At 36.3% G+C, this 24,600-nt stretch carries 22 protein-coding genes; 5 read left to right on the top strand and 17 right to left on the bottom strand.

Annotated features, from left to right (window positions below):
- Window positions 1-141: 141 nt before the first annotated feature.
- Entirely contained in the window at window positions 142-1,443 is a 1,302-nt protein-coding gene (locus KD050_RS12250) for a hemolysin family protein (RefSeq protein ID WP_211892640.1), read from the bottom strand.
- Between the two features lie 39 nt (window positions 1,444-1,482).
- Entirely contained in the window at window positions 1,483-1,902 is a 420-nt protein-coding gene (locus KD050_RS12245; RefSeq protein ID WP_211892639.1) for a MerR family transcriptional regulator, read from the bottom strand.
- Between the two features lie 187 nt (window positions 1,903-2,089).
- Between KD050_RS12245 and KD050_RS12240 the strand changes: the two genes are divergently transcribed.
- From KD050_RS12240 to KD050_RS12225, 4 genes are all read left to right on the top strand, one after another.
- Window positions 2,090-2,563, top strand: a complete 474-nt coding sequence (locus KD050_RS12240) for a YflT domain-containing protein (protein ID WP_211892638.1) — start codon at window positions 2,090-2,092, stop codon at window positions 2,561-2,563.
- Between the two features lie 38 nt (window positions 2,564-2,601).
- A complete protein-coding gene (locus tag KD050_RS12235; RefSeq protein ID WP_211892637.1) occupies window positions 2,602-2,937 on the top strand; it encodes a hypothetical protein in 336 nt (111 codons plus the stop codon).
- A 143-nt stretch (window positions 2,938-3,080) separates the two neighbouring features.
- Window positions 3,081-4,361, top strand: a complete 1,281-nt coding sequence (locus KD050_RS12230) for a glucose-6-phosphate isomerase (protein ID WP_211892636.1) — start codon at window positions 3,081-3,083, stop codon at window positions 4,359-4,361.
- Between the two features lie 219 nt (window positions 4,362-4,580).
- Window positions 4,581-5,969 carry a C40 family peptidase gene (locus tag KD050_RS12225; protein WP_211892635.1) on the top strand — a complete coding sequence of 463 codons (1,389 nt, stop codon included), beginning with the start codon at window positions 4,581-4,583 and terminating at the stop codon, window positions 5,967-5,969.
- 387 nt (window positions 5,970-6,356) lie between these two features.
- Here KD050_RS12225 and murF read toward each other — a convergent pair whose 3' ends face one another.
- The 5 genes from murF to KD050_RS12200 form a co-directional block, all read right to left on the bottom strand.
- Window positions 6,357-7,748: a UDP-N-acetylmuramoyl-tripeptide--D-alanyl-D-alanine ligase gene (gene murF, locus KD050_RS12220; RefSeq protein WP_211892634.1), complete on the bottom strand. Its 1,392-nt coding sequence runs from the start codon at window positions 7,746-7,748 to the stop codon at window positions 6,357-6,359.
- A 35-nt stretch (window positions 7,749-7,783) separates the two neighbouring features.
- Window positions 7,784-8,557, bottom strand: coding sequence for a YheC/YheD family protein (locus tag KD050_RS12215; protein ID WP_211892633.1), 774 nt, complete (start codon window positions 8,555-8,557; stop codon window positions 7,784-7,786).
- Window positions 8,558-8,571: 14 nt separating this feature from the next.
- Complete coding sequence (locus KD050_RS12210) at window positions 8,572-9,864, bottom strand: YheC/YheD family protein (protein ID WP_211892632.1); 1,293 nt, start codon at window positions 9,862-9,864, stop codon at window positions 8,572-8,574.
- A 386-nt stretch (window positions 9,865-10,250) separates the two neighbouring features.
- On the bottom strand, window positions 10,251-10,691 hold the full coding sequence (locus KD050_RS12205) for a hypothetical protein (protein WP_211892631.1): 441 nt from the start codon (window positions 10,689-10,691) through the stop codon (window positions 10,251-10,253).
- Between the two features lie 115 nt (window positions 10,692-10,806).
- Window positions 10,807-12,189, bottom strand: a complete 1,383-nt coding sequence (locus KD050_RS12200; protein ID WP_211892630.1) for a Mur ligase family protein — start codon at window positions 12,187-12,189, stop codon at window positions 10,807-10,809.
- A 151-nt stretch (window positions 12,190-12,340) separates the two neighbouring features.
- On the opposite strand from KD050_RS12200, the gene KD050_RS12195 reads away from it, so the two are divergent.
- Window positions 12,341-13,567, top strand: coding sequence for an ATP-grasp domain-containing protein (locus KD050_RS12195; RefSeq protein ID WP_370627068.1), 1,227 nt, complete (start codon window positions 12,341-12,343; stop codon window positions 13,565-13,567).
- Between the two features lie 699 nt (window positions 13,568-14,266).
- On the opposite strand, the gene KD050_RS12190 is transcribed toward KD050_RS12195, so the two are convergent.
- The 10 genes from KD050_RS12190 to KD050_RS12145 form a co-directional block, all read right to left on the bottom strand.
- Window positions 14,267-16,435 (bottom strand): YheC/YheD family protein, encoded by a 2,169-nt coding sequence (locus tag KD050_RS12190; protein WP_211892628.1) that lies wholly within the window; start codon window positions 16,433-16,435, stop codon window positions 14,267-14,269.
- 173 nt (window positions 16,436-16,608) lie between these two features.
- Window positions 16,609-17,052, bottom strand: coding sequence for a CotY/CotZ family spore coat protein (locus KD050_RS12185; protein ID WP_235753804.1), 444 nt, complete (start codon window positions 17,050-17,052; stop codon window positions 16,609-16,611).
- Window positions 17,053-17,126: 74 nt separating this feature from the next.
- Window positions 17,127-18,332, bottom strand: coding sequence for an ATP-grasp domain-containing protein (locus KD050_RS12180; protein WP_211892627.1), 1,206 nt, complete (start codon window positions 18,330-18,332; stop codon window positions 17,127-17,129).
- A 153-nt stretch (window positions 18,333-18,485) separates the two neighbouring features.
- Window positions 18,486-19,382 (bottom strand): ROK family protein, encoded by an 897-nt coding sequence (locus KD050_RS12175; protein ID WP_211892626.1) that lies wholly within the window; start codon window positions 19,380-19,382, stop codon window positions 18,486-18,488.
- Entirely contained in the window at window positions 19,379-21,076 is a 1,698-nt protein-coding gene (locus KD050_RS12170; protein ID WP_211892625.1) for a glycoside hydrolase family 13 protein, read from the bottom strand. Before KD050_RS12170 ends, KD050_RS12175 begins: the two co-directional genes overlap by 4 nt.
- Before the next feature lie 107 nt (window positions 21,077-21,183).
- Complete coding sequence (locus KD050_RS12165) at window positions 21,184-21,879, bottom strand: hypothetical protein (protein WP_211892624.1); 696 nt, start codon at window positions 21,877-21,879, stop codon at window positions 21,184-21,186.
- Window positions 21,880-22,476, bottom strand: coding sequence for a hypothetical protein (locus KD050_RS12160; protein ID WP_211892623.1), 597 nt, complete (start codon window positions 22,474-22,476; stop codon window positions 21,880-21,882). It abuts the gene before it with no gap.
- Between the two features lie 294 nt (window positions 22,477-22,770).
- Entirely contained in the window at window positions 22,771-23,109 is a 339-nt protein-coding gene (locus KD050_RS12155; protein ID WP_211892622.1) for a YrdB family protein, read from the bottom strand.
- Between the two features lie 2 nt (window positions 23,110-23,111).
- Window positions 23,112-23,795 carry an MBL fold metallo-hydrolase gene (locus KD050_RS12150; RefSeq protein WP_211892621.1) on the bottom strand — a complete coding sequence of 228 codons (684 nt, stop codon included), beginning with the start codon at window positions 23,793-23,795 and terminating at the stop codon, window positions 23,112-23,114.
- Window positions 23,796-23,807: 12 nt separating this feature from the next.
- Entirely contained in the window at window positions 23,808-24,425 is a 618-nt protein-coding gene (locus tag KD050_RS12145) for a TetR/AcrR family transcriptional regulator (RefSeq protein ID WP_211892620.1), read from the bottom strand.
- Between the last annotated feature and the right edge of the window lie 175 nt (window positions 24,426-24,600).

Below are 24,600 nucleotides of genomic sequence, written 5' to 3'. Positions count from 1 at the left end.
CATACACCTAAACCTTTCGACCTTCCTTGCAAATAGAACCCCAGACACGCCTATGGTTTCTATCGCTATTATTAATCCAAAGAAAACCCCCTAGTATCTAGTAGCACCTAGGAGGTTTCAATCATATTCGTTTTCATTATATTATAAAGGTGTTTTTATCACTTCTATAAAATGTAATTGATGCCCTTCTTTTTCGTAAACAGAGAAGTTGTATCCATTATACTCAATATGATTATCCATTAACAGATCCATATCTTGTGTATAATACCAACCTCCGAAAGTATCAATATCAGGATTTTCTAACTCAATTCTCAATAGTTTTGCTACATCATCTAGCAAAACCTTTGAATGGACAATATAATGGTCATCCTTCAGTTTACGAATGTCCGCTACCTCATCCTCATCAAATTCATCGCGAATTTCTCCAACAATTTCTTCTAGAATATCTTCTACTGTTACAAGGCCAGACGTACCACCATATTCATCTAAAAGAATAGCCATATGCGTACGTTCTTTCTGCATTTTCAATAGCAGATTATTTATCGGAGTCGTCTCAATTGTTTTTATGACAGGGTTTGTAAACCTTTCTATCGTGAAAGTTTCAGCTGTAACACGGTTGCTCATCCCTTGCGTCAAAAAATCTTTAATATTTATAAACCCGATAATATTATCACGGTCCCCTTCATAAACAGGATAACGTGTATAGCGTTCTTCTGAAATTAGTGTAAGCACATCGTGGAAAGTTGCATTTTTTTCAAATCCTATGATCTCTGTACGTGGGACCATGATCTCACGGGCAATCCGGTCATCAAATTCAAATACATTATTCACATATTTCAGGTCATGTTTATTAATTTCGCCACTTTTATAACTTTCTGCTAGTAAAAGGCGAAGTTCTTCTTCCGTATGAGATAATTCATGCTCAGAAGCAGGCTTCAAACCAAATAAACCAACTAAGACACGAGCAGAACCATTCAAGAACCAAATAAATGGATACAAAATTCTATAGAAAATCATAATTGGCTTAGCAAAAACAAGTGTCACTGCTTCGGCTTTTTGAATCGCAACGGTTTTTGGCGCTAATTCCCCGACCACCACGTGTAAAAATGTTGCAATGGCAAAAGCAGCACCAATTGTAAAGTAGTGAATATAATCTGTGCCAATACCAATACTTTCAAATAAAGGATGTAAAATGAATTCGAATGTCGATTCACCTACCATACCAATACCAAGTGCAGTTACAGTAATCCCTAACTGACAAGCAGATAAATATTCATCTAAATGTGTGGTTACATGTTTTGCTGCAAGTGAGCCTTTACGTCCGTCAGCCACAAGCTGGTCAATTCTTGAATGCCTCACCTTTACAATTGCAAACTCTGTAGCAACGAAAAATCCAGTTAACGCTAGTAATATGATAAATATTGTTAAATTTAATACGGTCAATAAGTTGCCTTACTATAAAAAATAGTAAGACTTCACCTCCTATGTGATAAGTAAAAGTAGAGATTGCATAAGAGCAACGCTTTCTGATGAGATTTTTTGCTTAATATTTTTTTGGATCGTTATTTCTTCTGTATTGATTTGATCAAGCAAATGGGAGACTTCTTTTTCTAAATACTGCATCTGTAAGCGAAGCTCCTGAATATCCACTTCTTCTATTTGTTCCTTTTCTAGCTGTTGTTTTATAGCTTCCAAAGACATACCTGTAGCTTTTTTATCTTCAATTATTCGTAATTTCTCTATCGCTTCTAAAGGATAATAACGATAATTCGATGCAGAACGTTCCGCTTTCAACAAACCGAGCGTCGTATAATAATCTATAGTACGTCTAGTAATACCTGTTTTCTCTGCTAGCTCACCAATTTTTAATTTTTCGATCCCAATTAGATCACTCCAAACCATAACGTTATAGTTTGAGTATAATAATAGTTAAATAGATAAGCAAATATTATGCGCAAATAGCCAATAATCATTTGTAGATATAGTGACAAAGCGGATACGCTTTTTACATTCAATAACTATTTGTTTATAGCGTAATCTAATGGGTAAATTACAAATAATAATAATTAATCAGTGGAGGTATATACAAATGGAAGATAAAAAATTTGTGGGATCTTTTCTAACAGAACAGGAAGTACTAGACAAAATTAAAGAACTAAAACTGGAAGGATATGTTGAAGACGATATTTATGTCGTAACAAATAACAAGGAATCACTTTCGATCGTTCGTGGACAAACAGCTGTGGAACTGGAATCTGTTGAGGGAAACTGGTTAGATAAATTTAAGGCTTTCTTAACAGGTGATGAGCCTGTACGTGCAGCTTTTAGCCAAATGGGATTTACTGATGAGGATTCCCAACGCTATTATAGTGAAGTCAAAAATGGCGGTATACTCCTATATGTGGATAAAAATTACGGCACAATTTACGATGAATATGCGAAAAACCAATCTGACTCCTCCTATGATGGAACAGACATGGGGTATACTGGAGAATCAATCCGTGCAGGGGATGTGGAAAATCGATTAAATCAATATCCATTAAGTGACCGTGGTGAGCGTTGATTTACTTTAAGACATTCGGACTAAAGGAGTGATTCACTATGAAAAAATTATTTACTGCACTTTTAGGAATATCTTTATTAGTAGGTTGTGCTGATGAAGCATCCAAAGAAACAGGAACAGAAAAGTTACCTATAGTAAAGGAAGAAAATGAAGCATTAAATGACCTTCCCGAATATGATTTATTAGCTCAATATATTGATTTGTCTACGTATGAGGCGGATGTGGAAAGCGACAATAATGGAACACGCGTCATTTTCTTTGAGAATGAAGAAGGACAGAAAGATTATAAGAGTGTATTCGTAAAAGAAGCCAACCATTTAAAGCTTGTTAGCTTAGATGATGATGGATTAATTTACGATGATGTAATTCAATAACTAACCCCCCCCAAACATGAGCTATAACCGTTTGGGGATTATTTATTGTTTGTACAATATCTTCTTACTCCATCTTCTCGTGTTTCTACGTACTTAATGGTAAAATTAGTCTTATAACATGTAGGATTACAAAGGGGATGCGTATGAATATTAATGTGAATTTTTCAGGGGAGTTTTCAAAAATTGTAACACCAGAAATAACGAGTAGATTAGAGGCAATTCATCAGGGGATACATGCTAAATCAGCAGCAGGCGCTGAGTTTTTAGGCTGGGTTGATTGGCCAAGCAATCTGAGCACTGAGTTGCTGCAAGATATTCAAAAAACAGCCGAACAGGTTCGCTCTAATTCGGATGTGCTAGTCGTTATTGGAATCGGCGGATCATACTTAGGATCTAAAGCAGTTATAGAGGCACTATCGACACCATTTGAAACAAAAGACGACCTAGAAGTAATTTTTGCTGGTCATATGGTTAGTGGTGAATATTTAAAGCAACTGATGTCTTACTTAGATGGAAAAGAAGTATCACTAAATGTCATTTCCAAGTCTGGTAAAACAACCGAGCCGGCTTTGGCATTCCGCTTTTTACAGCAATACATGGAAAAACGCTATGGAGATCTGGCAACATCTCGTATCATCGTAACTACTGATGAAGAAAAAGGTGCACTTCTATCACTTGCGATAGAAAAAGGATATAAGCGCTATGTTGTACCAAATGACATAGGGGGAAGATATTCTGTATTTACTGCTGTTGGTTTGCTTCCTATCGCTGCTGCAGGATATGATATTGAAAAATTAATTGGTGGTGCCATAAAAGCAGAACAGGAATTCAGCACAGTGGATACAAAAACCAATAGCGCTATTCAATATGCTATTATTCGCAAGCATTTGTATGATGTAGGATACCCGGTTGAGATTATGGCTACCTTTGATGAAAAACTACGCTATATTCAAGAATGGTGGAAGCAATTGTTTGGTGAAAGTGAAGGAAAAGAAGGAAAAGGGATCTTCCCAGCATCCGTCGTCTATTCGACGGACTTGCATTCATTAGGTCAATACATCCAAGACGGAAAACGAATGTTATTCGAAACGTTTTTAACTGTCGAAAATGCGAATGAAGATTTAACTGTTTTTGAAGCAGAAAACGATGGCGATGAATTGAACTATTTAAGTGGATTAACACTTCACGAATTCAATCATGCCTGCCACGAAGCAACTGCTAGCGCTCACTTAGATGGCGGCGTACCACAGGTTTCCTTATCCATCGAGCAAATTGACGAGGAGCATATCGGATATTTGTTGTACTTTTACATGGTTTCATGTGCATATAGCGCATATTTACTAGATATTAATCCATTTGACCAACCCGGCGTGGAAGATTACAAGAATAATATTTTCAAAATCCTTAAAAAACCAGGTTATTAATGGACTGAAGCTCTCTTTGTGAGAGCTTCTTTTTTTTGATAAATGCAGTAATCTGGCTCCACATCTGAAATATTTGTAACGAAACTGTAAACTTCACGCACAACTCTTCTAGTATAGGGAATCGTATCTGTAATATAAGGATGAGGAATATATTCCCACTAAGCCCCCTGACTTTTGCATGCTAAAATCAAGTTGCTCAAAAAAACTAGGAGGTACACGATGAAAAAACAATTTGTTGCAACGACATTAATAGCGATTATCGGTTTAAGTACAATTGGCGGCTTTGCCCCTGTTAATATACAAAACATGCAAGTTTCGGCTGCTACAATAAACCCGCAGAACAATCAAGCAGCTGTGGAAGCGAAGGCGAACCAATTAATACAAACTGCAAAAAGTTTAATCGGTAAGGCTACTTATAGTAATACAGTTTATAAGCCAACATATCCATATAAATTCTCATGTGCAAGTTTCCTTATGTACATATTCGAGAAAAATGGAGTCGACCTTGCCACTTATAACGAAGACTATATGATGAAGCAAGGTACTTATGTTGCTAAAAGTCAGTTACAAAAAGGCGATCTTCTTTTCTTTGATAGCAGAGGCGGAAATGTTCCAAATCACGTAGGTATGTATATAGGAGACAATAAAATAATTCAAATGGCAGACCCTACTCAAAAAATAGTTATTACAGATCTAGATAGCAAACCATATTATACGGATAGTTATATTACTGCCCGAAGAGTCCTACCTACACTACTTCCTTCTAATCCTGCAACCAAAGGAGATAATATTGTAAGTAAAGCTTATAGCTTAAAAGATAAAGTGACTATGGGTACTACTAATAATGCATCCTCATTACGCTTTACTGCGACTGGATTTGTTGACCACGTATATAAAGCAAATGGCGTAACTTTAGGTACTACGAATTTAAAAGAGTTAATGAAAAAAGGTACGACTGTTTCTAAAGCCAACTTAAAGAAAGGTGATTTAGTTTTCTTTAATGGGGTTACAGGATCTAGTACACCAACAATGGTAGGGATTTATGCGGGAGATCACCGTATCATCGTTCCTAATTCAAATGGTGTTTTAACAAGAGTTCTATTTGTAGATTATTATGCACAGCACTATATTACTGCAAAACGTGTTATCTCAGGAGGCACAACTACTAGTGTAGCTGCCCCAGCTCCTAAAGAGACAGTTTCAGCTCCAACAACATCTACTACTCAGTCTGCTGATAAGGTTGTGAATTTCGCAACTAATCTAATGAGTAAAGCTAAATTTGGCTATTCATATAATGAAAGCACGTTAACTTTTACAAGTGCTGGTTTTACGTATTATGTGTTTAAAGAACATGGAATAGACCTAAAGGATAAACTAGCTAGCGGACAAGCGCAAGCAGGAACAGCCGTGTCAAAAGCTAATCTTCAAAAGGGAGATCTCTTGTTCTTCTCTACCAATAATGGTGGAACTAAGATTACACAAACAGGTATCTATGTTGGAAATAACGAATATTTAAGCCTTACTACTAAAGGTAGTGTCATAAAAGATAAATTAGATTCTACTTTTGCGAAGCAAAATTACGTTTCTGCACGCCGAGTTTTAAAATAAGCAAAAATTCAAGCATTCATCGCAACCTGCGATGAATGCTTTTTTATTTAGAATACCCAACGTTTGATCTTTCGCTTTTTTAAAAGAATAAGAATGCCCTGAAATGAACAGTGAAACAGGTGTTTTGAAGAATAAAATCTATACAATGGTACTGCTGATTTCCGTTTCAGGCGGATGCCTCTTCCACGTGTAGGAAAGAATTTCTTCCCTTCTTCCCAAAAAGATTTTGAACCTGTTTCCAAACGTTGTAGGTGAGCGACGAGCAGATATCCGCCATAAAACTACCTCTCTAAAAATCAATCGGTGACTATACAGCAACAAGTCTGTCCAACGCATACCGAAAACTAATAAAAACAGGTTTAACCTTAAAGTGCGCTTTCGCTTTTCTTATTCATCATTCTTTTTTAGTTGATTTGCAAAGTCAATCATGGAACGGCTTGACATAGGTCCCTTTATTAACAAGATCGCTTGGTCATTTAGCTTTGGTTTTATGACTTTCATAACACCTTGTATATCCTTAAATATATGCACATCAGCTTTCGTTCCGTCCGTTAACGCTTTCCGAGCTATTTCTTCTGCCTTGCTTCCAATGGTTATTAGCGTATGAATATTTTTTTGTGCAACAAGACTTCCAATTTCCGCATGGTATTTTTTTTCAAAGTTCCCTAATCTATTAATATCTCCTAGTACTAAAATAACGTTTTTATCTGCTCCGATGGAATCTAATACATTTAATGCTGCTTTTACGGAAGTAGGATTATTCGTCCATGTATCATCAATAATTGTACTTCCACCAATCCCCTTCGAAAATTCAAGATGTCTGGACATATTTTTGAACGTAGCTAGCCGAGGTATTGCCACATCTAAATCCAGACCCATTTCATGTACAGCCGCAATTGCAGCAAGAGCGTTATACACTTGGTGCTCCCCATATCCTGGAATGAAGGCTTTATATGTTTTGTTTAAATAATTAACGGAGAAATTCATGCCATTATTCGCAAATTCTATACTGGATGCTCTAAAATCAGCCTTCTTGCTAACCCCGAAGTAGATTATCTTTCCTTTAAAATTTCGCAAAGAAACCTTTTTCGTGTTAAGATCTTCAGCATTAAGGATTAATGTACCGCCTTTTTCGATTCCGCTAACTATCTCTGACTTAGCTTTGATATATCCTTCGAGACTGCCACAACCATCTAAATGATGTACACCAATATTTGTAATTATCCCAATGGTAGGCTGATATATTAAGCATTGATGTTTGATATTACCCGAATTTCCCAAGCCAAGCTCGAATACTGCAGCATCTGTATGGTCAGAGATGCCAGTTAAGTATGGTAATGATTGTCGCGGCTCATTCTTACTGCTGATAGAAGCCTGGACATTCCTATCTATACTCAAAATATGCTTCATCATTTCCTTTGTAGTTGTTTTACCACAAGTACCTGTTATAGCCACTACCGGTATTTGAAACAGTTTTCGATAATAATCCATGAAGCTCCAGTATGCTTGCACTAGACTACTAACCTTCATAATAGTTGTATTGGACATTGCATCTTTTAGCTCTGCATAGGGTTTATCAGTTATTACAAGCGCTGGACCCTTATTATTTACTTCCTGCCAATTAATAGAATCACCTCTGCTAACAAACAAAAGCGTATTTCGTTTAGTCAGGTCATGCCGTTTATAATAAATAGCATTTCTGACATACCAAGTGTCAGAACCACTAATTAGTTCCCCTTGTAGTAAATTTCGTATGTCTTTTACAAGTATAGGTTTCATACAAATTCCTCCTCTCCTTCGTATTGTATGAAAAATTATTCTTCATTTTGTAGCTTCCTAATTTCAACGATTCTTCTCCATGTGGATTTATTCTCTAGCTTTGCAAATCCACCTATACCAGGAGTATTGTTCACTTCAAATATGATTGGTTTTAGTTCTGCGTTTAGTCCTAAATCTATTCCATATTCCCTCGAAGGAACCTGTGTAGCTATTACTTTTGCTGCTGAAGTAGCAAGTTTCTCTATACTTCTAATTAATTGCTTTTTTTCTGATTCATCCATTTGCCAATGAGACGACAATAATTCATTAACTGTTATTATCGCACTCCCACGATGAGAGTTCAGAATACCATTTTCCAAATTACCCTCTGTTCCAATATTTGCGTTCATTCCACCAACAAGCCATTTCCCTTTTAGAAGCTGAATATGAACTCGAAGACTCACTGGCAGTCCCTGTGGCGTAAAACTCTGGACACCCTCTTGAATAATATAATTACCCATTCGACCCATACGCTCAAATGGATGTAGGGTATGATGGAAATCCGTTAATGCTGTAACACATTTACTAATCGGTTCAGCTTGGATAGAATAGCCATTGTAACAATAGCGTCCATCCGCCAGTTGATATACTTTATATATTGCTCTTCCCTGTCCAGTTGTATCGTGTTTAACATATGCGTAATCAAAACGACTGATGAAATCCTTTAAGTTAGCCATACTGTATAAGGCAGTCCTTGGAATACTTTTAGCTGTTAAGGGGTTTTGACTCAACAATAGATGCTGTTTCCACTTTCCAAGTTGTAGTTTCAAGTAATATACCTCCTTTATTTTCTTCTATTTTTATTTTTCAGCTTTTTAATATTCTTGTATTGTTCTTCATGATCCTTGAACATTTTAAGGTCAGGAACATAATTCCCTTCAATAATCAATATGTTTCCTTGATTTGTAATACCAACATCAAAGCCAATGATTTTCAGTTCTATATTTTTTTCATCGAGTATTTTGGATGCCGAAAGACAAAGTTCATCTATTTTTATGTTTAAGGGTTCACTGCTTTTAGATAATATAGTGGAATCCCGAATAGCATCCTCTAAAGTGAGTAGCTTCTGAGCTGCATTTGTCACGATAAAATTTTTCCCTGCTAGTTTGACTAATTTACCTGTTACCTTCCAAGTAGATTCATCCTTCTGTGTTATTACCCTGACGTCCAAAGGACATTTATCAATTGTAGCCAGTGGCACTCTTTGCTGGATTATAAAATCCTTTTTGGATAGATAGGTGTCTTCAATATATCTATAAGCTTCATCTAAATTAGACTTCATAATAGTTCTTATTCCAGAATGGATTTCATAGAAATGTGACCGTTTTCTTTTGATTTGCACGACCCCAATACCATTTTGGCCATAACAAGGCTTTATAATGGCTTCACTAAATTTGTTTAAATAGTCTCTAAACGTGACACTTGTAAGTAAATCAGTCTTAGGAACAAGGGATTTTCTAAGATATTGATATTGATCCCACTTACTTATTGAAAAATGGAGAGTCGAATCATAAATCCAAATACCTGTCTTATAATCGAAGATGACTTCTACTACAATCGTGTTGCAGCTTGGAAAGGAGTTCCCAATTTTTTTAGCAACTAAAACAGATAGACCTTTGGATTTGTTTAAAAAAAGATTTTGGAATAATTTTAAGAAAAGCGAGGAATCTTTGCTATTCGTTACAGAAACTGGACGCCACTTAGAAGTGGAGTTTTTTCGATGGACAGTAACGAAAAAACGATAAGGGATTTGTGATAGAGGTGTAGTAAATTTTTGAGGCTGAACTACGTAGTATTTTTGTGTTAATTCACATTGATTTAGATAATCAAACATTTCTTCTCTATTATTTACACTTACCACTTTCTGCTGCGATTTTATCTTAAACTTATGATTTTCCAAGGAAATGATTATTTTTCCAGGACCAAAGGAAGGTTTTATCACAACAGTATTGTACAGATCTAAAAGAGAAAATAATGATTGTTTGGATAATAAAACAGTTTCCACTAGATGATTTCGCAACTTTTTTTCTTCATGTAATAGTTTATATTGACTAAGTCTGCCCCTACCAATTACCATTTTGTACACCTCCTTTAAATTCATGCATTTCCATTCTATTCAAACTATAAGATTCTACCAAGTTTCATTGATAGGCCGATTTAACTTAAATTAGTGGGAAATTTCGCAGAAAAGAAAACTCTTATTGGAAAAGTAGCTATCCTTTACTTTTTTCAAACTTCATCCAAACCCAGAAAAGCGTTGGAAAGATTTCGCTTAAAGGCCTCCTTTACCTTTGCTGAAAACTGGGTTTGTACTGAAGTATGACCGCGGCGCCCTACGACAGGATGTGGTCATTCAGTCGTTGCGAATTGTTTTTTTATGTTGCGACGAGCTTTGCGCAGGAGCACCACGATGCCTCGAACTAAGACTGACTTCCCAAAATTAGGTGCCTTCGCATCTCTTTGTTACAGTTCCTGACAGCCTAAAGCTACAATTGAACCTTGGTCAACTGGAGCTGCGCCATTTTGGTCAAAGAAACCAGTTATTTCGAAGCTTTGCACAATATCAACATTCGCTGTTGCAACTTGATCTCTAAAAACAGCTTCAAACGGAAATTCCATTCCATTCACAAGTCCTGTACCAGTTACAGTCACAACACAGTTCTGACCTTCTCTGTTACATACAACTGAAGTAATTTCGTTTGCAGTAAATGTGAAGTTGTTTTCATCTGGTGTTTCTGTATCCTCAAAATCTAATGACAGAGTAGAAGTAGCAAGCGTCGTAACACATACTTCCGCCAGGTACGTTAAGTTTCCTTCAATTGTACCCATCTGACCTTCAAACCGAACATTATTATCATCAGAAAAAGCATCTACAGATACTCCACATGGACAAATATTCCCCATTGTTATCCCTCCTTTCAAGTAGAATACTGTAGCATATTAAGAATCTACTATTTTTGGCAAGGCAGTTTGTCCATACAGAGCATATTAATATTTGTTAGACTTTTAAATTCCAAATCTAATTTGACTTATTTCGTAGTTTAAAAGCCAATTCTTTAATGGATTGGGAATACATATCACCTTTAATAAGAATAATTGTTTCATCATCCACAATCTCCTTTAACAAATCATAGACAAGGGTACCATTATTAAATTTATATACAGGTGATTTAAACCCTAACTCTACTAAATGGTCAGCAATTATTTTGGCATGAAATCCTATCGTTATTAATACATCAACCCCATTTTGATAAACTATATTTCCAGCTTCTTTATGGATAATGTAACCCCAGGATCCTAAATCCGTAATCGTCCCAATAATTGCTATCTTTTTTTTATCTAAACCCACTTCGTTAAGCACCTTTAATGCTGCTTCCAACGATGTCGTCGTCATACTCCAAGTATCATCCAGAACGATTGAACCATTGATACCATTTAAGACCTGAAGCTGTTTTTCATATTTTATAAACGACTTCAAGCGTCTTGCAGCCTCCGTGACACTTACTCCCATTTCATAAACAGTCGCAATTGCATAAAGAGCGTTGTACACTTGATGCTCTCCAAAACCTGGTACAAATACTTGATAGTTTTTATTTTTATGCTGAACACTAAACTGCATACCATCTTTTCTGTAATGAATATTTGTAGCTTTAAAATGACAATTTCTTTTCTTTCCAATTTTGACGATTTTCCCAGGGAAACGTCTTACATTAATTTTCCTTGTATTAAAATCATCTCCATTAATAATTAATACACCTGCAGGATCAATAATTTCGACCATTTCTCCCTTTGCAGCAATATAACCTTCAAGCGTTTTACAATAATTAAGATGATGAGCACCTATATTTGTAATAATTCCTATTGTTGGCTTGAAATATTCTCCTGCCTTTAAAACGTCACCAGGTGCACCTACAGCGGTCTCAAATACCGCTACTTCAGTGTCTTCTTCAATTTTTAACAGATACTGTAAATAGGCTGTCCGTGAATTACTCGTGAGATTTGTGGCAGTGACCTTATGATCAATGGATAGAATATGTCTAATCATTTCTTTTGTTGTTGTTTTACCTGAGGTTCCTGTAATAGCGACTACTGGAATATCAAATAAGCTTCGATAGTAGTGGATAAATTTCCAATATGCTTGTTCCGAATTGATCACATTGATGACCGTTATATTGTCAGGAATCTCGTTTTCTTTATACTTCCACTCTGTTGCTAGCACTAACGGAAAAAATTCCTCAAGACTTTTCCAGTTAACAATTCTTTTACTTGTAAATAGGATTGTATTTTTGTTTTTAATTTGTTTTAAACGGTAGGCACCAAAATAGACTTTCGTTTCATCCGTTCCTTGTACTAATTCACCAGCAATAATTCCTCTAATTTCGCCTACAGTATGGGCTTTCATTGTTCTACACCCCCCCTCTCTTTCATCATATGTTGTTATCAATAAGTGAATTGGATAAATTTCAAATAATTTACGTGATATATAACCATTCAAATAATTGAACTCTGTCATACATATAAGGAGAGTCTGTATAAATAAGGGAGTGAAATGTTTGAAAGCAATTATTTTTATAAGTACAAATAAGTCAGGCTCCAGTAGAGAAGCTATTAAAGCAGCTGAAAAATTGGGGTACTATACAATTCTTTTCACAAATAATGAAAAACAACTTCAGCAAAGAAAAGAGTATATTGAGGTTCATAAAATGATTTCTGTGAACACAAATAACTTAGAGGAGATGAGAGAGGAAATCTCTATATTGTTGCTCAAAGGCATTGATATAAAGACAATTGTGAGTTTTATTGACCCATATGTTCATGTAGCATCCATTCTTTGTGATGAATTTTGTCATAACTATAATTCATCCGTTGCAATTAAAATTATGGAAGACAAAGAGGAAACTAGGAAGTTTCTAAAGGACAAAGCTTACACACCGAAATTTTTATCTATTAATCCAAGTGATGTAGTTTCCACTAAGTCACTTATTGAACAGTTAAATTTACCCATCATCGTAAAATCACCAAAATCCACGGGCTCTAAGGACGTGCTCTTAGCTCGGGGGAAGGCACAGTTAGAAAAATATATACAAATCCTCCGCAGTAAAAACCCTGAAGAAACTATTATGCTTGAAGAGTATATTGAAGGTGAGCAATGCTTAGTAGAAGCAGTTATTTATAATAAACGAGCACATATTGTTGGAATTATTGAGCAAGAAATTACTAAAGGTAAACGATTTATCATTACAGGCTATGGAGTACTTCTAGACGTTCCAGACAATTTTAAAAAGGAATTAGAAGAAGTTCTTCATTCGATTATTACTGCATTTGAGATTGAAAACGGCGCATTACATCTTGAAATTCGATTATCTAAAAATGGCTGGAAGCTTATCGAGATTAACCCACGTATATCCGGTGGAGCAATGAATAAGATGATCCAGGCAGCATATGGATTTAGTTTAGTTGAAGAAACACTTAAGATTTTTGTAGGAGAACAACCGAACCTTACACCGAAACATAAGCAGCATGTATTCACGAAATACATTATTTCCAGCCAAAAAGGCATACTTGAGAAAGTGACTGGAAAAGGAAGAGCAAGTAAATCTCCTGGAGTAGTAGAGGTCTATATAAAGCCTAAAAAAGGAACACTTATAGTACCACCACTATCCATGGGACATCGATATGCGTATGTAATTGCCACTGGAAGTAGCTTAGCAGAGGCCAAAATGAATGCAAATACCGCAGCAGCAGAAATTGAATTCCATCTAAAAGCATACGAAAATTAGAACACCTAAAAGGTGCTCTTTTTTTTGCTTAGTTTAAACACGGTCGATGGGTCAAAACCTGTTTCTATCGTTTCCGAAGTACTTTGGACAGACTTGTAGCTATATTATTACCGGTTAATTTTTGAAAGGCTGGTCGTGACTAACGTCACGACCAGCCTTTCTTTTTTCGGTAATCTTATCGCATTTATCTGTCCGTTGCCCTTCTTCAACTATAAGAAACAGGTAAGTGCGTTTTTACATAACTAAAGAAGACATCCCTTTCTATTCGTAGAGTAAGCTCTCGAAGATACAATTTCGTTCGCTATTTTGCTTCTTTATTTAGTAACTACTTACTATTTCTCTTTATTTCCACTAGTAAAAAAGGAAATCTACTTGCTTCATCCTTCTTTACAGAATAGTATCCCTAATGAGGCAGACCGCTTTTTCACTATATTAACTTTGACTACTCATATCATCTAAGCGATAGACTATGCTATATCTTTTTGTTGAGTACTTTTCACTTAGTTGATTGAATGAAAGGTGGCGAGGAGGCTGAGGCAACGCCCGCGGAAAACGTCCACCTGAAACGGAAATCAGTAGTATTATTCATTCTTTCAAGTTCCATGAACCCAGTGTTCACGTACAATTTTATATAAATTCTTATTCTTTAATAAAAACCGAGCAAAACGCCCGGCACTTTAAAGCCATAACCTGTTTCTGTTATTCCTTAAAGAATTTATCCAAAAAATGAACAGTATCAAACATATTCGTTTTACTTGCTCCTTTTACTAAAATAGTATCATTCTTTCTCACTATCTCTTTTAAAAGCTCATGCATTTTATCCTTATCGGTAAAATGATACGTATTTTGTGTAGGAAAGCCCCTTGCGTTTGCTTGAGCTCCAATTTCTTCTGTCCTATATCCGTAAGTGATTAACACATCAATGCCCTGCTCGTATACATAATCTCCAACTTTACGATATTCCTGCTCTCTTAAATCTCCCAATTCTCGCATTTGTCCGATAATAGCTATGTTTCGATTCTTCCCTACATTTGTAAGTACATCAATGGCAGCCTTTACGCCTTGGGGATGTGAGTGAACCGTGTCATCAATTACGGTTATGTTATCTTTGCAATCATAAACTGTTAATCTTCTTGGTGGTTTTCTAAAAATTAGACCCGCTTTTATTTCCATTGGTGTAAATCCTAAATAATCGGCAACCGCAATTGCGTTCAACGCGTTATAAACATGATGCTCTCCTAAAATAGGTATAAACATTTCAATTTCTTGGCGCCGTAGCTTTATCTTAAAGCTCATGCCGTTGTCTACATATTTAATACCGTATGCTCTATAATTGGCAGGTGATTTTATGCCAACGGTCATAATCTTTCCTTTAAATTGAGTCGTCTCCAAATGCTTCGAATTATCATCATCTTTATTGATAATTAAAATACCTGTTTGATCCATGCCGTGAATTAGCTCAGACTTTGCCTGTGCAACTCCTTTAATATCTCCGTCAAAGTTTCCAACATGCGCAAGACCAATATTCGTTACAACACTAATCGTTGGTTGGATAATACTACAATGCTCTGTAATAACACCTGGGTAGGCCATTCCGTATTCGAGTACAACTGCTTCATGTGTATCATTAATTTCCTCTGCATGTTTTTTTGTATGCTCCGTTGTATTCCAATAATCCTTTGACTCAAAAATGGTCCACTTTTTAGCCAATATAGATGCAAGAAATGCTTTAGATGTTGTTTTCCCAGCACTCCCTGTTATAGCGATTATCGGTAATTCCTTTTTGACCTTTCTATTTCTCTTTTGTGCTGCAACTATATTCTTTTTTATTTTCACTTGATTTTCTGCTACATACTTAGCGTATTTTATCGAATTTATCACTACGTCTAATTCTAAATAGAAAGCTGGCGGACATCCGGGACGCCAGTTCACCTCGTAAATCCAAATTTTCAGGTTTTCATCTAATCCAATATCTATTCCTATTTCGTCAATTATTTCCCCGTATTTTACCATTTGAATTTGATCTAGATGTTCAGCTAATGACAAGGAAAAGTGCTCCAGCAATCGCCTAATATTAAATGCCTCTTCCTTAAATTCTTGCTGTAAAAATGGATCTAAGTAATTCGTAAATCCTCCATTATTTATATTTGCAATAATTGATCCACTAGGTGCAACTCTTGGATAAATAGTAGTGACTACCCATTTACCCTCTCCGTTTTTTTGAACATGTAGCCTGAAGTCAAATACCTGACCAGATTTGGTAGTGGAATTTATATATGGCTGGACTATAAAGGTTCCTTCTGACAACTTTCCTTCCAGAAAGTTATTTAAGTTTTGCTTCGTATATGTTTGATCTTCAGAGTCCTTTCTTACTACATAGCTTTCCCCCACTTTACTGATGAAATAGATTCCTTTCCCCTTTCTTCCATCAATTGGTTTAAATACAACCTTATGAAAAGAGGAGATGAATTTATGGAAACTCTCCACATTCTTTACAATTTCTGCGGGAATTAAGTAGCTAGAAAATTCCTTTGCATCTTTAAGACGTTCATTGATATTCCATTTGTTACCTATCGAATTTGTTGTAAATGGAATTTCACTTTTTAATTTGTTAATAATTTCTCTAGATTTCGCTAATTTTTCAGGACTTCCGGCATTATAAATTACGTCTGGAAAGGGCATAATTCTTTCATGCCAGCTTCCATTTTCATACACTTGACCTCGGATTGTACGGTTCACAAAATTAACTGTACCTGGTGAAAAGTAAAAAAAATTAACTCCCTCCGCCCTAGCAACGGCTGCATAAGCATAAGACTTAATAACTGTTGTGGGATTTCTGCGATGATGTAGCATTCCTATAGTTATCATTGAATTTCTCCTTTAATAATTGAGTCTTTATGGAACGTTCGTTTTATAATTTTTTACATAGCTATATATGTATTAAATTCAACAACAAAGCTTTGTATATGGACAAACGTTCAGTTTATATAAATTATCAACTAAAAATCCCTAAGAATTTTTCCTAGGGATAAGCTTGAGCATTACCATTTTGGCTCAATAATAATTTTTCTTTTGAGCATTTCGGTGTCTAACGGTTGTATAGCACAGATACAGGTTACATCTACGACCTTGCAGATGGACGTTTTCTCTAATCGTACTACGTCACAAGGAGAGGTAGTTAGATTACCTTCAATATCTAATGGACGTAGTAATGAAAGGGTTGCACTGCAATTTTCTAAGTCCACAGATTCAATTCGAAAATAATTTGTTTCAATGCCCTCCATGACACTATGCAAGCTCAAGAGATCTCCCTTTTGTGTAACCAGGAGGAAGGGAATGGTATCGGTTCCTACTATTTTCGCAAGGAGGCTTCCAAAAAATTTGGTTTGTGAATTTTGCAGTAAATCCTGAAGTATTTTTAATTCGAAAAGTGCATCACAAATACAATGAGTACTTTTTCTTTCACTGTTCAATTCCTTACTCACTCCCTCCCTACCTTGTTATTCTTATCATATTAAGAACTTAACAATAGGCACGGGTAAAAGCATCTACTTTTTTATTAAAAGGGCTCGAGATAAAATTTTATTTCCTTAGCAGCACATAAAGCAATTTCTTCCGCTTGGCCTGCTGATTCAGAAACTGCAATGATACAAGCATATCTGTCTCCCATGGAATGAGGTTTCTTGAGGACTGCCCCTGCCACCGGCTTTATATAAACGTATTTGACTCCATCATGCTCTAACGCCCGTTCCTTTCCTTTGACTTTCAGTAGTTTCCCTCTTGATTGAATAGTTAAATATCTTGCATTTACGTATTGGTTCCTTGTTTTTGTGAATTCAGGTTCTTCTCCTAAATAAATATTTAATATTTCTTTCAGAAGATTAATGCCTGTACCTTCTTCTATAATTTGGTTCATGACACCTCCTGACATTCTCGGGTTTATTTCAATTAGCATCCATTCATTTTGAACTAGCTTCATCTCCATATGACATGAACCGTTTGAAAATCCTATTTCCCCCATGATGGTTGAAATATGAGAAATAAGGGTTTTATATAAGTTTTCTTCTAATATTGCCGGGTACTTATAAGCACCGACAATAAACTTCCCATTGTAGATGACGTCTTGCTCCATTACCTCCATAAATTTTAGTTCATCATTTTGGATGACCAATTCAACGAGATACTGCGATCCTTCTAAAAATTCTTCTATTAGTAAGCTACTATTAGGATATTTATCCCTCAAATATTGGATGGCATTCGTCAGCTTGGCTGGTGTTTTAACCATTAACACATCCTTGGAGCCGTTTGAAACAGGTGCTTTTATGATTAAAGGAAGATGGGATATACACTTTAATTTTTGAAGGGAGTCCTCTGGATGGATTATCCAATATGCAGGAGTTATAGGGAGATGCTTTAATGTTTCTCTTAGAGTTATTTTGTTTTCCATTAAGCTTAATGGTTTTAAGGAGACTACCTTTAAACCTAGTAGTTTCGAAAGACGAGCTGCGTAAGAAACATACGGATCAATGAAACTAACACATGCACATATTTGTTTACCTATTTTCTGTAGCACTAAGATTTCATTCATGACATGTTGCTCGTTCAATAAGTTGTCTATTAAAATAACTTGATCTACTTCTAAGAAATCAAGATGACTTTGCTTATCAGTGAATAGAATAACGGCGTATCCCATTTCCTTAGCGATCGTTAACGCCTCTTTACTTGTACCAAATTTATAGGTTCCAATAAATACAAGCGACTTCATAATGCTAACCACCAATTCATACATATTCGTTGTGCATTAGGATATGATGGGAAAGGACTTATGGTTAGGAAAATCTGCCCTACATTATATAAGAAAGCGAAGGAGTTAGGTTCTTTTAAAAAAAGCGTGCATGATCTCATGCACACTTTTAGGTTACTTTGTAGAATCTATTACAAGCATAGCAGCTCCTAGCATACCTGCTTCGTTGCCAAAAGTTGCACGGGTCACTTGAACTGGTTTTAGCTTAAGTGGTTCTACTTTAGCAAGAAGCTCTTCCCACCAATATTCTGCAGAGTCGGATACCCCGCCTCCTATAACGACACAGTCCATATCAAGCACTGCTTGAAGACTGGAGATAACAATCGCGAAGTCAGAAAGGAAACGCTCTCGTACTGCTATTGCTCCAGTATGACCATTTGCAGCTAAACGGAATACATCATGGGGCTTCGCCAATTCATTGGTTTCTGCATTGATGACATTTCCCTCTTGGATAAGTCTTTTGATAGCCGTTCCAGATACGTACTCTTCACTACAGCCGGGTCTGCCACATCCACATACTATACCGTTTGGATACAATATTAAATGACCAACCTCGCCACCGCCACCATTTGTCCCATTCATCACTTTTCCATCTAGCACTATGCCCCCACCAAGTTTTGTTCCAACTGTTAGGCAAACGACTTGTTTGTATCCTGCTGCTGCACCAAGTCTTGCTTCTGCTAGTGCAGCACAATTGGCATCGTTGTTTATCTCTACAGGAAGTCCAGTTGCCGCTTCAAGCAATGCTTTTACAGGCGTTCCTTGCCACCCAGGCATTTCTGTTTCAAATGTGATGACACCCGTTGCTGCATCTACCATTCCCCTTGTTCCAATGCCTATTCCCGCTATGTCTGGAACATCGTTCTTCATAGCAAGTACCTGCTCCTCTAAGTATGGATATAGAGGCAATACAGTAGGTATCGTCTTATCAACTAGAACTTCACCCTGTTCGTTTACGACACCCATCCGTATTTTCGTTCCCCCAATGTCTACTCCCAGTACTTTCTTCAATTCTCTATCCCCTTTTTAAAAGCGACCACAAAGGCTTCATATGGACGGATTTCTACTATTTTTTCATTTTTTTGGACCGTGTCATAGTTTGAAATAATGAGTTTACCTGATTCTGATGGCACGTCACAGGCTTTCCATTCTAGCTGCTCCGATTGATTGGAGAAATTTGTAACTACTAGCCATTCTTCATCAGGCAGCTGGCGTTTATAAACAAATAAGTTTGGATGATCCGCAAGTAATAGCTGGAAGCTACCGTGTATAATAATGTCATGCTGCTTTCTAAGCTGTATTAGCTTTTGATACGTATAAAAAATAGATGATAAATCATTTATAGCTTGTTCGACATTTATCTCATCTGTATTGGGGTTCATTCGAATCCACGGAGTACCTGTCGTAAAGCCACCCTCTGATGTCCATTGCATAGGTGTTCTTGCATTATCCCGACCTTTTGCATAAATACCAGACATAATGTCTTCGTGCGAAATTCCTTGCTCAATTTTTTCCTGATACATATTCAATGTCTCAATATCTCGGTAATCTTCTAACACCTGGAATTCCACATTTGTCATCCCAAGCTCCTCTCCCTGATAAATATAAGGGGTTCCCTGTAACAGATGTAGACAGATAGCTAACATTTTGGCGGAGAGTTCTCTGTATTCCCCATCATCACCAAAACGGGATACTACCCGTGGTTGATCATGGTTGTTCCAATATAAGCTATTCCAGCCCACTTTATGAAGTGCATGCTGCCACTTTTCGAAATTTCTTTTTAAATCGATTAACTTTAACGGCTGCACATTCCATTTTTCGTATGCTCCACTGTCTAAATCCATATGCTCGAATGTGAAAACCATATTCACTTCTTTATTATTAGGATTTGTATAAATGCGAGCATCATCGGTTGTCGCTCCAGGCATTTCTCCGACCGTAACCACATCATATTTACTCAATACTTTTTCATTCATCTCTTGCAGGTAAGGGTGAATTTTCGGTCCATTAATAAAATAAGGGCTTCCATCCCCATATAATTTATTTGGATGCACTATACCATCTGGTAGCTGTTCATCCTTCGAGATAAAGTTGATAACATCCATGCGGAAGCCACCAATCCCTTTTTTCAGCCAATACTCCATTAGTTGGTACACTTCCTCCCGTAGAGGCTGATGCTCCCAATTTAGGTCTGGCTGCTTTTTAGAAAATAAATGTAAATAATACGAATCAGTAAGCTCGTCTTTTTCCCAAGCGGAGCCCGAGAAAACGGAGCCCCAGTTATTAGGTGGGTGACCATCCTTCCCCTCTCTCCAAATATAGTAATCTCGATACTTAGAATCTTTGGAAGCTCTCGACTCTACAAACCACCCGTGCTCATCCGAACTATGATTGACCACTAAATCCATTAAAATTCGTATTCCACGTTTTTTGGCTTCCTCTATCAACTGTTCCATATCTTCCATTGTTCCAAATTCCTGCATAATTGTTCGGTAGTTTCGAATATCATAGCCGTTATCATCATTCGGAGAATCATAAACTGGACTCAACCAAATAACATCTACCCCTAACTTTTGAAGGTAGTTCAACTTGGAAATAATACCTTGAATATCACCAATACCATCACCATTTGAATCCATAAAGCTTCTCGGATAAATTTGATACACGACACTTTTTTTCCACCAAGGATCCAATTGTTGCCCCATTTTTTCACCGCCCTAAATGAACTTAATAGAGTTATTTTAATCTTTCCAAAATAATTATGCAAGCGCTTGCATAATTATTTTATTTTAGTAATTTGTATAATGCACGCCTACTCTAGTTCGGTTTCCTCTATAAAGTGGGTAAATTCGATATGTGTATCTCCGCCCCAGGAAGAACTTCCATTTTCAGTTCCTTCAGGATACATAATTTTATCTGACCTATCAAAAGCCCTCCAACCAAAATAATATGTTGAGACCATTCGAGAATCGATTAATGAATTAATAACTGAAACCCACTCCGTCGAAAGCTTCATACTTCCATAAAGATTCTCTGATAATGTGATTGTTTGCTCTAGTTGCATACCTGGTTCGTAGTGTTCTTCACCATCACTAACTTGATATCCTCTTTTATTGATAAAGTAGAACTTCATATAATCTAACTGATCTTGGGGTGGGTAGTTCCAAACGATATGGTAGGTTGTTGGATCCTTACTATCAATCTTCCATACTCGTATATCCCCATTTGTTGAAACGAGAACCTCATCCCATTTACGATTGTTCCACTCCCATAAACTAAACCCATACATTTCACCCTCTGCTATAAAAGGAACAAACACATGATGGTCATCTAAAAAGACAGTATCTTGAATTTCACTATTAGAAACTACTGAAAAATGATCAGTCATCTCTTCCACTAGCTGTTCATTTGTTGGAAACGATGTTGGACCCGAAGTGTAATACCAGAAACTCGCAGAAAGTAAAATAACCCCGATTAGTATGGAGGCAAGTACGATTGTCTTCTTCACCTATTCCGCCTCCTCTAACAGGGAATTTTCCGTTTGAAAATATAATTGCTTCTCCTGTGTAGTTATTAATATGCCTTTCCCGTTTTTCTCTAGATAAATAGTAGTACTAAGCCCACTACCCCATTTTGGAAGAGTATTCATTAGCATATAAGGAAAGCGTTCAGTTGTTTTATTTGGTCCTATAAGTGTCTCGTTGTACCAACTATCACTGAAGTAATCTTGTTGCTTAGCATCTTGTATAGAGGCTATTAAGTTTCCCTTAATAAGAGAGCTTTTGTTTGCCGTTGGATGCGTATTAATAATATAGGCATCCTCCACATTAGAAATATACGTGCTTAGGTTATTTCCCTGGTAAAGAAGATGATTTAGCGGTATTCCAACCAATAGGAATATCAATAAAATATAATTAGCCACAAAGCCTAACCAAGCAAATGGTCGATACTTTTGCCAGGCTGGTTCATTCTTTCTTAAAGACCAGTATAAAATCCACACGCCAAGAGGAAGGATAGAAATCTGTACTACTTGGCCAAGAAAATCCAAGTTCAAGGAAAATGTAAATAGACCTATGAGAAGAACTACGATTACTTTCCAAATCACAGGCTTCTCCAATTGCATTTTATATAGACGCGAGACAATTATGCCAATTACGATCCATCCAAAAACTATCATTATCTGTTCAACAATTTCACCATTCCACCAAATAATTACTCCCTCTTTTCAACAATTGTATATCCTTTAATTCTACATAGCTTCCAATATTTCCTTCTAAGAGTTTTTCTCGAATACTCCACTTAATCTGTCCAATGTATCCGCTTAATAGCTTAGTGAGATGTTTAAAAACCTGTAAAAAAAGCCCAAACCATTAGATAATAGTTCGGGCGTTATACTTTTTCATTCCTCTATGGAGTACATTAAAATCATTTCCGTTAAAACAATAAAACCAAATATAATAGCCAACTTACCTTTTCCTGCCGTAATTAGTGCAGTGGTAGCAAGGGCAAATACGATTATTTGAAGTAGTATTCGAATAGGAATTGTCACCGGAAAAGTGGCTTTCGGAGCAATGAATGTTCCCCAAAATATTGCAACTAGTAAGGGTGTTCCTATTCCAAATACAGTATTGATGAACCATCCTTTGTTCATGTGAAAGCCCCAGTAAGAAAAAGCACCTAGCGTAAATAGCTCCATAGCAAAAAACATTCCAAATACCGTATATTTGAATATCAACAACCCTAATGACCCCCTAGCTTTCTCTCCATAGTTTTTATGTATTCCTCTAGTTGATCGTAAGGTTGAAACACTGTATTTCCATGACACACTTCTAGCTGCTTTGGTTTTAATTGGCTTATAATATTTGCACTTTCTACGGCTTGCTTCATATCTGCTGTGAAAGCAGGCATAGGTTGCTTGAGCTTTCCCTTTTTAGATGTGAACAGATCTCCAGCTAATAGTACTTGGTCTTGTTCATGGTAATAGACTACATGACCTGGAGAATGACCTGGTGTGAAATAAGGGGTAAGTCCCCCGATTTGCTTTAATTTTTGTGAGTCTTCTTCTAATAGTGATCTCGTTAATGTTTTTGGAAGATTATTCTCCAACTTTTTTCGTTTTGGATAAACGGCTTCGCCCTCCATATAAGGGATTTCAATTTGATGAGCATACACTGGAACTTTATACTTTTTCAAAATTCCCTTTACCGCCCCAACATGATCGGAGTGACCATGTGTCAAGAGTATTCTCTGTAAAGTACCGGCATTTAGTTGTTCCATAAAGTTCATGATTCCTTTTGTCATTATTGGCATTCCTGCATCTACTAATGTAATTCCTTCCTCATCGACTACTATCCATACATGGATTGGAATGATCACCCACATTTTCAAGCTCCATATATGCTCGGAAATCTTTTTCACCTGCATCGTCATTACCCCTTACTTTAATTTTTCTTGAGAACCTAAAAGTAAAATTTCTATTGCTAGGTTAAATGTTGGTTCCAATCTTTCCATTAGAACATCGTGCGGTTCATGCTGATAGGAGTAAGTGCTCAATACCCCATTCAATTGGTAATAATAAATTCGAGAAAATGCTAAAAGTTGTTCATCATTTGAAATGGAGAGATTCTCCCCGATAATCGATTTCAATAGTTCAAAGATTTCAAATCTAAGTTGGTTGACCTCTAATTCCGGCTTTTCATCTACTCTCGAGGATTTAGCGTTGAAAAAAATATCATACATATTGCGGTTTTTTAAACAAAAGGAAATATACTCTAAGCTAATTTCTTTTAGCTTGCTTTCAGATGATAATGAATCCATCTGTGAAGTAGCCTTCAATTTTTGATGTAATTGATTCAAGGATGGCAATGAAAGTTGATAAAGTAATGTTTCCTTATCTTTAAAATATAGATAAATTGCCGTATGTGAACAGCCCGCATCCTTTGCAATCTCTCGAATCGTTACTGCATCATATCCTTTTTTGGCAAATAAATTTGCCGCAGATTCCAATATCAACTTTTTGGTTTCCTCTGAGCGTTGCTCTTGTTTACTTTTCATATTATATGACCTCTTCCCATCAAACTAACCATCGGTTATATTGTAACCAATGGTTAGTTTGATGTCAAAAAAGAGGATATTTCATTAAAATACGCACAACATAAATTAGTTATATTGGACATTCGCTCTACTTTATACAGTTAGAACCTATAATTTTATTTTCATAATATCAGCA

This window comes from Psychrobacillus sp. INOP01, assembly GCF_018140925.1.
GTDB lineage: Bacteria > Bacillota > Bacilli > Bacillales_A > Planococcaceae > Psychrobacillus.
The sequence above is the reverse complement of the archived record's forward strand: the minus strand, read 5'-3'. Positions and strand labels throughout refer to the sequence as shown.

Bases quoted from the DNA above. Each gene is read 5' to 3' on its own strand.
- murF (WP_211892634.1), bottom strand. From the start codon at position 7,748: ATGAAACCTATACTTGTAAAAGACATACGAAATTTACTACAAGGGGAA.
- KD050_RS12180 (WP_211892627.1), bottom strand. From the start codon at position 18,332: ATGAAGTCGCTTGTATTTATTGGAACCTATAAATTTGGTACAAGTAAA.
- KD050_RS12230 (WP_211892636.1), top strand. From the start codon at position 3,081: ATGAATATTAATGTGAATTTTTCAGGGGAGTTTTCAAAAATTGTAACA.
- KD050_RS12145 (WP_211892620.1), bottom strand. From the start codon at position 24,425: ATGAAAAGTAAACAAGAGCAACGCTCAGAGGAAACCAAAAAGTTGATA.
- KD050_RS12205 (WP_211892631.1), bottom strand. From the start codon at position 10,691: ATGGGGAATATTTGTCCATGTGGAGTATCTGTAGATGCTTTTTCTGAT.
- KD050_RS12170 (WP_211892625.1), bottom strand. From the start codon at position 21,076: ATGGGGCAACAATTGGATCCTTGGTGGAAAAAAAGTGTCGTGTATCAA.
- KD050_RS12200 (WP_211892630.1), bottom strand. From the start codon at position 12,189: ATGAAAGCCCATACTGTAGGCGAAATTAGAGGAATTATTGCTGGTGAA.
- KD050_RS12190 (WP_211892628.1), bottom strand. From the start codon at position 16,435: ATGATAACTATAGGAATGCTACATCATCGCAGAAATCCCACAACAGTT.
- KD050_RS12245 (WP_211892639.1), bottom strand. From the start codon at position 1,902: ATGGTTTGGAGTGATCTAATTGGGATCGAAAAATTAAAAATTGGTGAG.
- KD050_RS12210 (WP_211892632.1), bottom strand. From the start codon at position 9,864: ATGGTAATTGGTAGGGGCAGACTTAGTCAATATAAACTATTACATGAA.
- KD050_RS12240 (WP_211892638.1), top strand. From the start codon at position 2,090: ATGGAAGATAAAAAATTTGTGGGATCTTTTCTAACAGAACAGGAAGTA.
- KD050_RS12150 (WP_211892621.1), bottom strand. From the start codon at position 23,795: ATGCAGGTGAAAAAGATTTCCGAGCATATATGGAGCTTGAAAATGTGG.
- KD050_RS12235 (WP_211892637.1), top strand. From the start codon at position 2,602: ATGAAAAAATTATTTACTGCACTTTTAGGAATATCTTTATTAGTAGGT.
- KD050_RS12225 (WP_211892635.1), top strand. From the start codon at position 4,581: ATGAAAAAACAATTTGTTGCAACGACATTAATAGCGATTATCGGTTTA.